The 14,018-nt window shown below is 60.4% G+C and carries 11 protein-coding genes; 8 read left to right on the top strand and 3 right to left on the bottom strand.

Annotated elements, in window-relative coordinates:
• Positions 1-71: 71 nt before the first annotated feature.
• From ABAC402_RS32085 to ABAC402_RS32055, 7 genes are all read left to right on the top strand, one after another.
• Entirely contained in the window at positions 72-1,013 is a 942-nt protein-coding gene (locus ABAC402_RS32085) for a cation diffusion facilitator family transporter (RefSeq protein ID WP_023449908.1), read from the top strand.
• Positions 1,010-1,711 (top strand): glutathione S-transferase family protein, encoded by a 702-nt coding sequence (locus ABAC402_RS32080; RefSeq protein WP_023449907.1) that lies wholly within the window; start codon positions 1,010-1,012, stop codon positions 1,709-1,711. The genes ABAC402_RS32085 and ABAC402_RS32080 overlap by 4 nt, the downstream gene beginning before the upstream one ends.
• A 14-nt stretch (positions 1,712-1,725) precedes the next feature.
• Entirely contained in the window at positions 1,726-2,877 is a 1,152-nt protein-coding gene (queG, locus tag ABAC402_RS32075) for a tRNA epoxyqueuosine(34) reductase QueG (RefSeq protein ID WP_023449906.1), read from the top strand.
• Positions 2,870-3,865: a glycosyltransferase family 2 protein gene (locus ABAC402_RS32070; protein ID WP_023449905.1), complete on the top strand. Its 996-nt coding sequence runs from the start codon at positions 2,870-2,872 to the stop codon at positions 3,863-3,865. The genes queG and ABAC402_RS32070 overlap by 8 nt, the downstream gene beginning before the upstream one ends.
• The gene (pgi, locus tag ABAC402_RS32065) at positions 3,862-5,472 is read left to right on the top strand and encodes a glucose-6-phosphate isomerase (RefSeq protein WP_023449904.1); all 1,611 of its coding nucleotides are present in this window, start codon (positions 3,862-3,864) and stop codon (positions 5,470-5,472) included. The genes ABAC402_RS32070 and pgi overlap by 4 nt, the downstream gene beginning before the upstream one ends.
• A 335-nt stretch (positions 5,473-5,807) precedes the next feature.
• Complete coding sequence (locus ABAC402_RS32060) at positions 5,808-7,214, top strand: serine hydrolase (protein WP_023449903.1); 1,407 nt, start codon at positions 5,808-5,810, stop codon at positions 7,212-7,214.
• Between the two features lie 158 nt (positions 7,215-7,372).
• A complete protein-coding gene (locus ABAC402_RS32055) occupies positions 7,373-9,592 on the top strand; it encodes an FdhF/YdeP family oxidoreductase (RefSeq protein ID WP_023449902.1) in 2,220 nt (739 codons plus the stop codon).
• Here the strand turns inward: ABAC402_RS32055 and ABAC402_RS32050 are convergent.
• Genes ABAC402_RS32050 through ABAC402_RS32040 form a run of 3 tightly spaced genes read right to left on the bottom strand, consistent with a single transcriptional unit; the run spans position 9,558 to position 11,747 of the window.
• Positions 9,558-10,088 carry an FKBP-type peptidyl-prolyl cis-trans isomerase gene (locus ABAC402_RS32050; RefSeq protein WP_023449901.1) on the bottom strand — a complete coding sequence of 177 codons (531 nt, stop codon included), beginning with the start codon at positions 10,086-10,088 and terminating at the stop codon, positions 9,558-9,560. The two genes, ABAC402_RS32055 and ABAC402_RS32050, sit on opposite strands and share 35 nt — an antisense overlap.
• Entirely contained in the window at positions 10,085-10,564 is a 480-nt protein-coding gene (locus ABAC402_RS32045) for an FKBP-type peptidyl-prolyl cis-trans isomerase (protein WP_031235670.1), read from the bottom strand. The genes ABAC402_RS32050 and ABAC402_RS32045 overlap by 4 nt, the downstream gene beginning before the upstream one ends.
• The gene (locus ABAC402_RS32040) at positions 10,545-11,747 is read right to left on the bottom strand and encodes a threonine ammonia-lyase (RefSeq protein WP_023449899.1); all 1,203 of its coding nucleotides are present in this window, start codon (positions 11,745-11,747) and stop codon (positions 10,545-10,547) included. The genes ABAC402_RS32045 and ABAC402_RS32040 overlap by 20 nt, the downstream gene beginning before the upstream one ends.
• Positions 11,748-11,958: 211 nt before the next feature.
• On the opposite strand from ABAC402_RS32040, the gene ABAC402_RS32035 reads away from it, so the two are divergent.
• On the top strand, positions 11,959-13,941 hold the full coding sequence (locus tag ABAC402_RS32035) for an NAD(+) synthase (protein ID WP_023449898.1): 1,983 nt from the start codon (positions 11,959-11,961) through the stop codon (positions 13,939-13,941).
• Positions 13,942-14,018 lie beyond the last annotated feature (77 nt).

Below are 14,018 nucleotides of genomic sequence, written 5' to 3'. Positions count from 1 at the left end.
ACGGTTTGTTAACAGTTATCCCCTGCACGATGTCGTGACTCCGAATTGTTTGGACAGAGCCAAAAAAGGCCATGATCGAAACGCCCGAATCTACCGAATCTACTCCCGATCAAAGGGTCCGCCTGGCATCCGCCCTGTCGGTCGGGGTTGCGTTCGTCCTGGTAGGGCTGAAGGGGTTTACCCTGATCCAGTCCGGCTCGATGGCCATACTGGCTTCCCTGGCCGACTCAGGTTTGGATCTTCTTGCCTCTCTGGCGACCTTCTTCGCCGTCCGCTATGCTCGCAAGCGCCCGGATAAGGCGCATCCCTTTGGCTACGGCAAGGCCGAGGCCTTCAGCGCCCTCTTCCAGGCCGGGCTGGTCTTCGCCTCAGCGGCCCTGGTTATGCGCGCCTGCTACGACAACCTGGCCCATCCCAAGCCGATCGAACAGTCCGGCCTGGCCATAGCTGTCTTGGCTATTTCGATCGTCCTGACCTTGGGCCTCGTCTGGGTTCAGGATGCCGCGATAAAGGCCAGTGGTTCCGTCGCCGTTGCCGCCGACCGCATGCACTATCTCAGCGACCTTGCGACGAACCTGATCGCCATTGTTGGCGTCGTCGCAGCGGCGCTTGGCCTGGCCTTGTTCGATACGCTGGCCGGCTTCGTCATGGCGCTGCTGCTGGTATGGGGTGCGGTCCAGGTTTTGCGCCAAGCGGCCGATCAATTGATGGACCGTAGCCTTGGCGACGACGATGTCGCCCGTATCAAACAGTTGGCCGAGGCTGATCCACAGATTCTGGGCATCCACGCCATCCGCACCCGCCATATTGGTCCTTACATTGCCATCCAGATGCATATCGTACTCGATCATGCCTTGACCCTGGAAGCCGCCCACATCCTTTTGCTTCAAGCGGAAAAGCGCGTGCTTGAGGCATTCCCGAATGCTGATATCATTATCCACCCGGATCCGCGCGGCGCGGACGAGCCGCATGGCGGCGTTTTTGCCGCGGCGCCGGCCAAAGGACACGTATGATCAGTTATTCGCGCCAGTTGTACCACTTTGCTTTCGACCCCCATTCGCGGCTGGCCCGCCTCGGCCTGGGCGAGAAGAAGCTGGCCTTTGAGGAAACGCAGGTCAAATACTGGCAACCCGACGACACCATATTACGCCTGAATCCGTCCGGCCTTCTGCCGATCCTGATCGAGACCCCGGATGGTGATGCCGGCGGCAAGACCCGGCGCTTGTGCGAAAGCCGGGCCATACTCGAGCACCTCGAGGAAACCTACCCGGATATCCCCCTGTGGCCGCAGGACCTAAACGAGCGTGGCGAGGCGCGGCGCCTGGTCGGCTGGTTCGAGCGCAAGTTCGACTACGAGGTCAATGCCTTGCTGCTGCATGAAAAGATGGAAAAGCGACTTATGGGCGGTGGCGCGCCAGATATTGCTGCCATGCGCGCCGGGCGGGACGCCCTTAAGGACCACCTGCGCTATTTCGAAAGTCTGCTTCAGTACCGCAACTGGCTGGCCGGCCAGGTCATGTCCTATGCCGATTTCGCCTGTGCCGCCCAGTTGTCCATCCTCGACTACTTCGATGAGATCAATTGGTCCCGTTACCCCGCATTGAAGACATGGTACATGGTGGTCAAGTGCCGGCCGGCCTTCCGGCCGTTGCTCAATGACAAACTGCCTGGCATGGCGCCCTCATTGCATTATCAGGAACTGGATTTTTAATCCTCCCGCTGTTCATGAACGCCCAGACCCGTCCTGCCCCTGACCTGGCCGAAACCATCCGGCAGGAAGCCCATCGCCTGGGCTTTGCGGCGGCGCGGTTTGCAGCCCTGCCTGACGTCTGGGACGCCGCCGATCGGCTTACTGCCTTTGTCGAAGCTGGCTACCACGGCGATATGACATGGATGGAAGAGACGCTCGAACGCCGGCGCCATCCGCGTAACATGTGGGCCGGCGCGCAGTCAGCCCTGGTCCTGGCCTACAATTACGGCCCCGATAGCAACCCGCTCGAACTTCTGGATCATCCCGAGACCGCCAATATCAGCGTCTATGCCCGCGGCGACGACTACCACGACCTGATCAAGAAAAAGCTCAAACAGCTGGCGACCTGGATCGTCACCCAGACCAGCTGCGAGCTGAAGGTCTTCGTAGACACGGCGCCCCTGATGGAAAAACCACTCGCGCAACTGGCTGGGCTGGGCTGGCAGGGCAAGCACACCAACCTTGTGTCGCGCGAACTGGGCTCGTGGTTCTTTCTCGGTGTCATCCTGTTCGACCGTGTTTTTGAGACCGGCCAGCCCGAAGCCGACCATTGCGGTTCGTGTTCTGCCTGCCTGAGTGCCTGTCCAACCGACGCCTTCGTCGGGCCTTACCAGTTGGATGCCCGGCGCTGCCTGTCCTACCTGACCATCGAATTCAAGGGGCCGTGGCCGGAGTCCTTGCGTCATGCCATGGGTAACCGCATTTACGGCTGCGACGACTGCCTGGCAGCGTGCCCGTGGAACAAGTTCGCCTCAGCCGCCGCCGACATAAAGCTGCAGACCCGGCAAGGATTTGATAAGCTTTTGCTGTCAGACTTGGCGGTACTGAACGATGCCGCATTCCGCGCAGTGTTCAGCAAATCACCGATTAAGCGCATCGGACGTGCTGCATTTCTGAGAAACGTGCAGTATGCGATGGGTAATGCCGCAAAGCTTTCGGAAAATCCAGAATTGATTGCGGCCATCCGCGGCGGTCTGACCGATCCCGACCCGGTCATACGCGGTGCTGCCGTCTGGGCCATGCGTCAGGCGGTTGATGACAAAGAATTCCAGCAAATTGCTGAAAGGTTTCATAATTCTGAAGTCGACACGACGGTAAAACGTGAGTGGGAAGGCCGGTATGACTGAGGATTTGCCGGCGAAATTCACCCTGATCACGCTCAGCTACAACTCCGGAGTCCATACGGCACGCTGCCTCACCGCGCTGACCGCTTTGGGTGGGAATCCGGTCATAGTCCATGCCGACAATGGCTCGACCGACATCGATTTGGACGGCCTGGCGGTACAGTTCCCGAGGGTGCGACAGATTCGTAACGATCGGAATCTCGGCTTTGCCAAGGGTATGAATCAGGCTGCGGCAACGGCGACGACGCAATGGATCGGCTTTATCAATCCGGACGCCTTTGTTGATCGCGATTGGCTATGGGCGATGCAACACGTCATCGATGACCATCCAAATGTCAGGATTTTCACCTCCCTGCAGACCGATGCCGAGCACATGGACACGCTGGATGGAGCGGGTGATTCCATAACCTTTTTTGGATTTCCCTATCGGTCCGGTTTCGGCCATCCGGTGCCGGCAAATTTGGCGCCTGCCGAGGTCTTTGCCCCGTGCGGTGCCGCCATGCTGATACGCCGCGATCTGTTCGAGCGGCTTGGCGGGTTTGATGAACGCTTCTTCTGTTACTGCGAAGACGCCGACCTCGGCTTTCGTGCCCGTCTGGCTGGCGAGACGACGGTATTTGTACCAGACGCCAGGGTCGCCCATATCGGTTCGGCGTCGACCTCAGTCCGTTCGGACTTTGCCCTCTATCATGGCTACCGAAACCGGCTGTGGCTGTACGTCAAATCCATGCCCTTGGGCCTGTTGATCCTGACCCTGCCGTTCCATCTTGGTCTTACCCTGGTCGGGGCTGTGAAGGACACGTTCAAAGGCAAGGCCAGTATCGTCTGGGTCGCTATTTGGGAGGGTATTGTCGGCTTAGGACCAATCCTTCGCAGCCGCAAAATAATTCAGCATGAACGGCGCTTAAGCGCTTTACGTTTGGCCAAAAGCTTGACATGGAACCCGGTAAAAATCGCCACCCGCGCGATAGATCACCGGAGGCTGCTATGAACCCTGCTTTGGATGCGCTCAGAACCCAGGCTTTTGTCGACGGACCGGGCAAGATCATCGATCATTTCCGCAACGATCCCGACCGCCTCAGCCGCATGAGCCTCGAAATCGCCGGTCTTTATATCGACGTGTCGAAGCAAAGCTGGTCGAAGTCGGGTTTCGACCGCGCCATCGAGGCCTTCGAACAGTCGGGCCTCGACGGCGCCCGCGAAAAGATGTGGACCGGCCAGACTATCAACGTCTCCGAAGGCCGCGCGGTACTGCATGTCGCCTTGCGCGATTCCGACGATGAGAACCTGCGCCTGCGCGGGCCGGAGATCACCAGCGACGTCAAGACCGCCCGCGACGCCATGAAAAGCTATGCCGATGGCATCCGCGCCGGAGCCATCACAGGGTTTTCGGGCAAGCCGTTCAAGACGATTGTCCATATTGGCATCGGTGGTTCGGACCTGGGTCCGCGTCTGGTCTTCCAGGGCCTGACGCCATTGACGCCTCAGATCGACGTTCGTTTCGTTGCCAATGTCGACGGTTCGGAACTGGCCCTCGCCCTGGCGGGCTTAGATCCGGCGGAAACCCTGGTCATTGCGGTGTCGAAGACCTTCACCACCCAGGAAACCCTGGCCAACTTCCTGGCCGCGCGCGACTGGCTGGTCTCCGCACTGGGCGTCGAAGCAGCGCAAGCCCACATGGCCGCGGTCTCGGCAGCACCCGACAAGACCGGCGCTTACGGCATTGCCGGCGATCGCGTCTTCGGGTTCAAGGATTGGGTCGGCGGCCGCTATTCGTTGTGGTCGGCGGTGTCGCTGTCGCTGGTCATCGCGCTGGGTTACGATGTTTATGAGCGCCTTTTGGCCGGCGCCCACGCAATGGACCAGCATTTCCTGACCGCGCCGTTCCACCGTAATGCTCCGGTCCTTTTGGCGGCGGCACAGCTCTATAACCGTATCGGCCTGAACCGGCCGTCGCGCGCCGTCATTCCCTATGTCCACCGCCTGCGTCGTCTGGCGGCCTTCCTGCAGCAGTTGGAGATGGAGTCGAACGGCAAGCGTACTTCGCCGACCGGTGATATTCTCAGCACAGCAACCTGCCCGGTCGTGTTTGGTGACGAAGGCACCAATGCCCAGCACGCCTTCTTCCAGATGTTGCACCAGTCCGAGGACGTCGTGCCGCTGGAACTGATCGCGGTCGAAAAGAACGCCGAAGCGTCGGACGACATGCGCAAGAAGCTGCTGTCGAACGTCATCGCCCAGGGCGAGGCTTTCATGGTCGGCAAGTCGCTGGAGACGTCGGAAGCCGAGTGCCGCGCTTTGGGCTTCGATGCCGCCAAGACGGCCCAGATCGCGCCGCAGAAGGTGTGCCCGGGCAATAAGCCATCGACCCTGGTGTTAATCAACGAATTGACGCCCGAGACGCTGGGCGCGCTGCTGGCGCTGTATGAGCACAAGACCTTTGCCGAGGGCATTGTGCTTGGTCTAAACAGCTTCGACCAGTGGGGTGTGGAGTTGGGCAAGACCTTGGCCAGTGCTGTGTTGAAGGATTTTGCGGCTGAGGTGCCGGCTGAGCATGATCCTTCGACGGCGGCTTTGATTGCGCGGGTGAAGGGGTAGGGTTCGGAGTTTGGGGCCTAATACCAACCCGCGAAATTCTTGACACACCGCGGGTTGGCAAGGCCGACTGGCCGCCCGAGCTTTTGCGAGGAGCCATGCGGCGTTTGAGCTGAAAAAATGCGAATACCAAGAGTCATTCTTTATGAGGCTTGGTATAAGAGGACCCCTCCGTCTCGACTTGCTACGCCTTCGGCTTCGCTCGCTCGCCACCTCCCCATTGAAGGAATGGGGAGGAGAAGGAAGAAGATTCCAAGGCCGGCACAGTGACATAAAGTTCACTTGTGCGGTGAGGGGGGCGGTCCTACATCCTTTGGGGCAACAGAGGAGGGGAGCCGATGGCTCATTCGCGGCGCATGAACATTCAGGGTCTTCTGGCGGGCGCTGCGGCGGCTCTCGGATTGGGAACAGCTGCGCGGGCGCAGGCGACCGATTTTGAGGGCATATGGACGGGGCGGTTGACCGTGGGATCTGCCAGTCTGCGGTTGCGCCTGGTCATAGCCGGCAATACGGTCAAGCTGATCAGCCTGGACCAGGGCAGTGGCGAAATCCCCGCCAGCAAGGTCAAGATCGAAGGCAACCGCATCTCTGCCGAGTTCAAAGCCATCAAGGCCGATTACAATGGTGAGTTGAAAGGCGCCGACCATATCACCGGCACCTTCACTCAAGGCGCGCCCATACCGCTCGATTTCAATCGCGGTGAGGTTATCGAAGAGAGCTCGGCCGGTGTCGAGGCGCTGACGGCTGAGCGGTTGCAGGGCATTCGCAGTGGTGCAGGCACGCCGGCGATCGGCGCGGCCTGGCAGGGTAAGTCGTCAGGCCGCCTGGCCGACGGTTTGCGTATGGCCGGTGGCGCCAACGCGGTGACACCGGACGATCAGTGGCACTGGGGCTCGATCACCAAGTCGATGACCTCGACCCTGGTGGCGCGTTTGGTCGAAAACGGCGCTGTCAAGTGGGATACGACGGTCGGGGCGCTGCTGGGCGACAAGGCGGGGGCGTACAAGGATGCCAGCTTTCTGCACCTGCTGAGCCATCGCGCCGGGTTGCAGCCCAATATTCCGGATAGCCGGTTTAACGCCTATGCGCGGGATGGATTGGCGGACGCTCGGGTCGAACGGTTGGCTTATGCGGCGGAGGCTTTAACGGCCAAGCCGGTGGGACCTTTGGCGGGACAGATGGTCTACAGCAATAACGGTTATGTCGTCGCCGGCGCGATGATCGAGGCTGCGGCTGGCCGGAGTTGGGAGACGCTGATCCAGGATCATGTGTTCGAGCCGTTGGGTATCACTTCGGCCGGGTTCGGTGCGCCGGGCACGGCGGGTAAGGTCGATCAGCCTTTGGGGCATCTGGCGCAGGGCGCCAGTCGCATGCCGGCGCCGGTTGGGCCAGGGTTGTTGAACGATAATCCTGTGGTGCTGGGGCCAGCTGGACGGGTGCATATGTCGATGGGTGATATGCTGGTGTATCTGGCGGCGCATCGTGACCGGACAGAGTTTTTGAAGCCGGAGACCTGGGCCAAGTTGCATACGCCGCCGTTCGGGGGTGACTATGCTTTGGGCTGGGTGGTGCGGCCCGATGGTGCGATCTGGCATAATGGCTCGAACACCGTGTGGTATGGCGAGGTGTTGGTCGATGCGGCTGCCGGGGTCGTCTGTGCTGCCTGTGGCAATGATGCGGCGCCGCAGACCATGGCGGCGGTCGGTCAGGCGCTGATGGCGGCGCGGGCAGCGGCTCTGGTTTAAGTGGTCCGATTGGTTTAGGTTGACTTCAAACCGGTAGTGGCGGGTCGCCTTACGTGTACCCCTCCACCGCTTCGCGATCCCCCTCCCCACTTCGTGGAGAGGAAAAGCAAGGTTAGCTTTGACTGTGACGTGCTGTGATCAATGAGAGGAAGCCCGGTATGTCCAAGCCCGTCGTCGGTGGTGGTCCCAAGAAGGTCCTGTATGCCCTTCAGACGGCGACGAAGATCGGCCTGAAGTCCACCGCCAAGGCACTCACCGCCAAGAATACCTGCAAGGCCTGCGGGTTGGGCATGGGCGGGCAAAAGGGCGGCATGACCAACGAATCCGGCGACTTTCCGTCGGTGTGCAACAAGTCGATCCAGGCCCAGTCGACCGATATCCAGTCGGGAATCCCCATCGAGGTGCTGACCCACCCCTTAAGCGACCTGCGCGAACTGGACGGCCATGAGTTGGAGCATCTCGGGCGGCTGGCGACGCCGCTGTACAAGCCCGCCGGCGGCGACCGGTTCGAAGCCATCGACTGGGACGCGGCTTTGGACCTGGCGGGGACACAGATGCGGGCGACGGCGCCGGATCGCAGCTTTTTCTACAGCTCCGGCCGGTCGTCCAACGAGGCTGGTTTCGTCTTGCAACTGCTGGCGCGGGCCTGGGGCACCAACAATGTCAACAACTGCTCGTACTACTGCCATCAGGCCACAGGCGTGGGGCTGGGAACCACCATTGGGACCGGGACCTCAACCGTAGAGCTGGACGATCTCGACCGCTGCGATTTCATCTTCGTCATCGGCGCGAATCCGGCCTCGAACCATCCGCGCTTCATCCATAAACTGAAGGGTATTCGTGATCGGGGCGGCCAGGTGGTGATCATCAATCCCGCCAGGGAGGCTGGGCTGGTGCGTTTTGCCCTGCCGAAGAGCGTCAAATCCATGGTCACGGGCGGCGACTGGATCGCCTCTGATTACCTGCAGCCGCGCATCGGCTCGGACCTGGCCGTGATGAAGGGGCTGGCCAAGGCGGTATTGGTTGCGGCGGATGGCGATTTCATTGCCGCCCATACGATGGGGTTTGAGGCGTTCCTGGCCGATATTGAGGCGACGTCGTGGGACGAGATCGAAAGTCGGACCGGACTAGCGCGGACGGACCTGGAGCGAGTGGCGGGACTGTACGCAAAGGCCGGATCGGCCGTGTTTGCCTGGGGGATGGGGATTACCCACCACCTCAATGGCTGTGAAAATGTCGAATATATTGCCAATCTGGCGATGTTACGTGGTCAGATCGGTCGGCCGGGCGCCGGACTTCTGCCCTTGCGGGGACATTCCAATGTCCAGGGCATCGGCACGATAGGGGTAAAGCCGGTGCTGGCGCGCGAGGTCCTGGCGCGGATGGAGCAGGCGTTCGGCATCACGCTGCCGCAGGGCGGCGGGATGGACACCATGGCCTGCATGCAGGCGGCGCGGCGTGGTGAGATCGATGCCGCGGTCCTGATGGGCGGAAACCTGTTCGAAGCCAATCCCGACAGCGCCTTTGCCCTGGAAGCGATGGGGCGGATCAGGTTCAAGCTGTACCTGACCACGACCTTGAATCGCGGCCATGTCCACGGCATCGGCGACGGTGATGTACTGATCCTGCCGGTGACGGCCCGCGACGAGGAGTGGCAGCCGACAACGCAGGAATCGATGTTCAACTTCGTGCGGCTGTCGGATGGCGGCATTCATCGCTTCGATGGCGTGCGGCCGGAAAGCGATATCCTGTGCGACCTGGCGCAACGCCTGATGCCGGGATCGCCGATCGATTTCGTCGCGTTCAAGCAGCACCGCACTATCCGCGAAGCTATTGCCCGCATCGTTCCAGGTATGGAAGGTCTGGCGGACATCGATGTGGCGCGGCAAGAGTTCCATGTCCGTGGCCGGTTGATGCACACGCCACACTTCCATACCATCGACGGCAAGGGACGTTTCGTTGTCCGGTCCTTGCCGCCGGTCGAGGCGTCGCAGCTATTGCTGACCACGGTGCGCTCGGAAGGTCAGTTCAACACCATCATCTACGAGTACACGGACAGCTACCGCGGAGGTATGGACCGCCGGAGTGTCCTGTTGCACGCCGATGATCTCTCGGCGCGCGGACTGAAGGATGGTGACGTGGTGGCGCTTGAATCCGATCACGGACGCATGGACGATGTGACCGTCCGTGCCTTCGATGTCGCCCGCGGTTCGGTCATGGCCTATTATCCGGAAGCCAACATCCTGGTCGGCACAGCGGTCGATCCGCGCAGCAAGACGCCCGCGTTCAAAGCGACGCCGGTGCGGATCGTTTCATCGCTGAAGGCGGACGGCGAAGCCTCGTCTACTTCGCCTGAATGTCGAGAAGCTCGACCTTGAACACCAGGACGCTGTTGGCGGGGATTTCGCCATTGCCCATGTCGCGTTCGCCATAGCCCAGTTTCGAGGGCACATACAGCATATAGCTGTCGCCCTTGTGCATCAACGGGATACCGATCTGCCAGGCCTCGACCACGCGGTTCAGCGGGAAGCTTGCCGGCTGGTTGCGTGCATACGACGAGTCGAAGATCCGGCCATCGACAAGCTTGCCCTCGTAGTTGACGGTGACCGTGTCGGTGATCTTGGGCTGGGGCGCATTCGGGTTAGGGTTCGAAAGCACCTTGTACATCAGGCCCGACGGCAGAGTGACCACGCCTGGCTCCTTGGCGGTCTTGGCCAGGAAATCTTCGCCAGCCTTGGCGTACTTGGCCTGGGCGGCTTCCAACTCGGCCTGGTAAGCGGCCATTTCCTTTTCGACGACGCTTGCCTCCTTACGGTCGCAGCCGTTCAGAGTAAATGCCGCCAGGGCGCAGACAGTGATTAGGCGAATTTTCATTGGGCACCAATGGCGAAGAGGCGCACCCGGAAGATCAGGGTGCTGTTGGGCGGGATGTCGGGGCTGAGGTCGCGCTCGCCATAGGCCTGGGCCGGTGGGGCGTAGAGCAGGATCTCATCACCGACATGCATCTGCGGAATGGCCTGTTGCCAGGCCGGGATAAGCCGGCCCAAAGGGAAGTTGGCCGGCTTACCGCGTTCGAACGATGAGTCGAAGACGGCACCGTTGATCAGCTTGCCCTCGTAATGAATCGTGACATTGTCGGCGACGGTTGGCTGGGCGCCAGGCTTGGGCGAGCTGGAAATCACCCGATACATAACGCCCGACGGCAGAGTTACGACGCCCGGCTGCTTTGCGACGCCCGCCAGATAGGTCTGACCGGTCTTCAGGTTGTCTTGCGCTGGGGTGGCGGCGTGAACCGCACCGGTCGACAACAACAGGGCTGCAAGCGTTCCCCTAATCCATGCGTAGTGCATAGCCTGTGCTCCTCAAGGCTTCAGAAATTTCAAAGGCGTGGCGCGCGTCCTGGGTTTCGACCATGATGTCGAACTCAGCCCCCTTGGCCGGAACGTCCAGCACCAGGCGATTGTGCGCCACATCGACGATATTGCCCCCTTTGGCGGCGATGGTGTCCGCCATCAACGACAGCATGCCGGGGCGATCGTCGCCCAGTATGCGGTAAGTGACAAGTCGTTTTTCGCGGACCAACTCTCTTTGCAATACGCTGGCCAGCAGGCGCAGGTCTATATTGCCACCGCACAGGATGGTGCCGATGTTCTGATCCTTGAACCGCTCCGGAAAACGCATGATCGCGCCCAGACCGGCGGCACCGGCGCCTTCGGCAACAGTTTTTTCGACGTTGGCATAGGCAGCGATGCCGCGTTCGAAGTCGGCCTCGTCGATCACCATGACATCGTCGACATGGGGATTGGCCAGCTCGAAGCTCAGGTCGCCGACGTCCTTCACGGCTATCCCCTCGGCGATGGTAGATCCGCCCATGGGCACCGGCATATCACGCCGGCGGGCAGTAAAGGACGGGAACATGGCGGCTTCGACGCCGATGACCTTGATCCACGGCTTGATCGCTTTGGCGGCGATGGCCACGCCGGCGATCAGCCCGCCGCCACCGATCGGCACCAGCAATGTATCGAGTTCGGGCGCCTGTTGCAGCATCTCGATGGCGATCGTGCCCTGGCCTATGATAACGTCGCGGTCGTTGAACGGGTGGACATAGATGCCCTGGCGTTCTTCGCACAGGGTCTGGGCGGCGGCCGATGCTTCGTCGTAATTGGCGCCTTCGATGACGATATTGGCGCCGAAGCTCTGGGTCTTCTGGACCTTCACGAAGGGCGTGCCGACGGGCATGACAATAGTGGCAGGAATCCCCAGGCGCTGGGCGTGATAGGCCAGGCCCTGGCCGTGGTTGCCGGCCGACGCCGCGAAGACGCCGCGGGCGCGTTCGGAGTCAGTGAGGCTGAGGATCTTGTTGAGCGCGCCGCGTTCTTTGAACGCCGAGGTGAATTGCTGGTTCTCGGCCTTGACCCAGATCTTGCGATGGGTTGCGGCCGACAGCCGCTGCGAGAAGGTGCAGGGAGTCCGGACGATATGGCCTTCCAGCCGTTTCGCCGCTGCTTCGATGTCCTGAAAGGTCACGCTCATGGGGCTGGGCCTTACCGTGTTGAATGGGGAAAGTCCAATTGGGGCGCGGCAATATGTTATTTCATTTGAAACGATAATTTATACTTATGGGCATCTTAAGCATAATTTGGCGGAAATTTGGAACTTTTTACACATCTTGAACGTGGAAGGTTGAATTTTTGTGTAGAAAGCGCCTATTCATCCTAAGCAAGCACCTGTTGAGAGGACAAAAATGACGAAAAACTTCTTCTCCCCCGCTTCTCATGGGTTCGTGAGGATCGCCTGCGCCACGCCGAAGGTGCATATCGGTGATCCGCAGGCCAATCTGGCCGAGCATATCGACCTGATCAAGCGGGCGGAGCGCGATGGCGCCGATCTGATTGTGTTTCCTGAACTGAGCCTGACGGCATACGCGCTGGACGATCTGTTCCTGCAGGATGTGTTGCTGGACGCGGCCAAACAGGCCCTGGATGAATTGAGCAACCTGTCGGGTGCCTATCGCTCGACGATTGTCGCCGGAGTTCCGCTGCGGATCGACGGCGCGGTGTACAACTGCGCCGCTGTTATCCATCGCGGGCGATGTCTGGGTATCGTCCCCAAGGTTTTCCTGCCCAACTATCGGGAATATTACGAGAAGCGGTGGTTCGCTTCGGGCGCGGACCTGGGCGATCAGGGCGTTCGCGTTAACGGACATTATGCGTCTATTGGTCCGTATATGCGTTTCTACGCTAACGGTTTCGAAGATTTTGTCTTCGGGGTCGAGATTTGCGAAGACCTTTGGGCGCCGGATACGCCATCCACAAGGATGGCGATGCAGGGTGCGACCGTTATCGTCAATCTATCGGCGTCGCCGGTGGTTATCGGCAAGTCGCGGGCGCGCAAGCAGTTGTGCCAGGCGGCGTCGGAGCGGTTGATGTGCGCCTATGCCTATTCGGCGGCAGGACCTGGTGAGTCGACCACCGATCTGGCCTGGGATGGGCAGTCCCTCGTCTACGAGTTGGGCGTATTGGTCGCCGAGGGCGAACGTTTCCGTTCCGATACCCTGACCTATGCTGATGTCGATGTTGAACGTATCGCGCTCGACCGGTTGCGAAACGGCACGTTCCGCGACGCCGCCAAACTAAAGGAGGAACTGCTGTATCGTGGGACCTCGTTTGACTATGTACCCCACGTCCGGACGGATTTTTACCGGACCGTGGCGCGGTTCCCCTACGTGCCTGACGATGCGTCGCGGCTGGACGAAGACTGCTACGAGGCCTTCAATATCCAGGTCCATGGCCTGATGCAGCGCCTGACCTCGACAGGTGTTCAGAATGTCGTCATCGGCGTTTCGGGCGGGCTGGATTCGACCCATGCCCTGATCGTGGCATGCAAGGCTTTCGACCGGCTGGGAATACCGCGAGCGAATATCCACGGCTACACCATGCCGGGGTTCGGTACGACGACGGGCTCAAAGAACGATGCGTTGAAACTGATGAAGGCGCTGGGGATTTCCGCCGAGGAACTGGACATCCGCCCGGCGGCCAAGCGAATGCTGATGGATATCGACCACCCCTATGCCCAGGGCGAGAAGGTCTATGATATCGTCTTCGAAAACGTCCAGGCGGGCTTACGGACGGATTTCCTGTTCCGGTTGGCCGGCATCAAGAAGGGCTTTGTCATTGGGACGGGTGACCTGTCTGAACTGGCTCTGGGTTGGTGCACCTATGGCGTCGGCGACCACATGAGCCATTACAATGTCAACTGCGGCGCGCCCAAGACCCTGATCCAGCACTTGATCCGCTGGGCGGCCAGTCGCGAATTCGATGCGAAGACGGCGCGAATTTTGATGTCGGTGCTGACGCGCGAGATTTCGCCGGAACTGATCCCGGTCGAGGAGGGCCAGACTCAGAAGACCGAGGACAAGGTCGGGCCGTATGAGCTTCAGGATTTTAATCTCTATTACATCACGCGGTTTGGCTTGAAGCCGTCGAAGGTCGCCTTCCTGAGTTATCAGGCGTGGAAGGACAAGTACGAACTAACGACAATCAAGCATTGGCTGGAGGTATTTCTGTATCGCTTCTTCACGATCTCGCAGTTCAAGCGGTCGGCGGTTCCCAATGGTCCCAAGCTGATCTCGGGTGGGGCCTTGTCGCCGCGTGGGGATTGGCGAGCGCCTTCGGATGGCAACGCGAAAATTTGGCTGGAAGAGCTGGAGGAGAATGTGCCGGAGTAAGCGCTGTAAACCCCTCTCCCCGTTCTTCACGGGGAGAGGTTAGGGTGAGGGGCCCTTTCTGAAGGTTCCGCTGCGGC

This window comes from Asticcacaulis sp. AC402 (assembly GCF_000495835.1).
Lineage (GTDB): Bacteria > Pseudomonadota > Alphaproteobacteria > Caulobacterales > Caulobacteraceae > Asticcacaulis.
The sequence above is the reverse complement of the archived record's forward strand: the minus strand, read 5'-3'. Positions and strand labels throughout refer to the sequence as shown.

Bases quoted from the DNA above. Each gene is read 5' to 3' on its own strand.
- ABAC402_RS32055 (WP_023449902.1), top strand. From the start codon at position 7,373: ATGTCCAAGCCCGTCGTCGGTGGTGGTCCCAAGAAGGTCCTGTATGCC.
- ABAC402_RS32085 (WP_023449908.1), top strand. From the start codon at position 72: ATGATCGAAACGCCCGAATCTACCGAATCTACTCCCGATCAAAGGGTC.
- queG (WP_023449906.1), top strand. From the start codon at position 1,726: ATGAACGCCCAGACCCGTCCTGCCCCTGACCTGGCCGAAACCATCCGG.
- ABAC402_RS32035 (WP_023449898.1), top strand. From the start codon at position 11,959: ATGACGAAAAACTTCTTCTCCCCCGCTTCTCATGGGTTCGTGAGGATC.
- ABAC402_RS32045 (WP_031235670.1), bottom strand. From the start codon at position 10,564: ATGCACTACGCATGGATTAGGGGAACGCTTGCAGCCCTGTTGTTGTCG.
- pgi (WP_023449904.1), top strand. From the start codon at position 3,862: ATGAACCCTGCTTTGGATGCGCTCAGAACCCAGGCTTTTGTCGACGGA.
- ABAC402_RS32050 (WP_023449901.1), bottom strand. From the start codon at position 10,088: ATGAAAATTCGCCTAATCACTGTCTGCGCCCTGGCGGCATTTACTCTG.
- ABAC402_RS32060 (WP_023449903.1), top strand. From the start codon at position 5,808: ATGGCTCATTCGCGGCGCATGAACATTCAGGGTCTTCTGGCGGGCGCT.
- ABAC402_RS32080 (WP_023449907.1), top strand. From the start codon at position 1,010: ATGATCAGTTATTCGCGCCAGTTGTACCACTTTGCTTTCGACCCCCAT.
- ABAC402_RS32040 (WP_023449899.1), bottom strand. From the start codon at position 11,747: ATGAGCGTGACCTTTCAGGACATCGAAGCAGCGGCGAAACGGCTGGAA.
- ABAC402_RS32070 (WP_023449905.1), top strand. From the start codon at position 2,870: ATGACTGAGGATTTGCCGGCGAAATTCACCCTGATCACGCTCAGCTAC.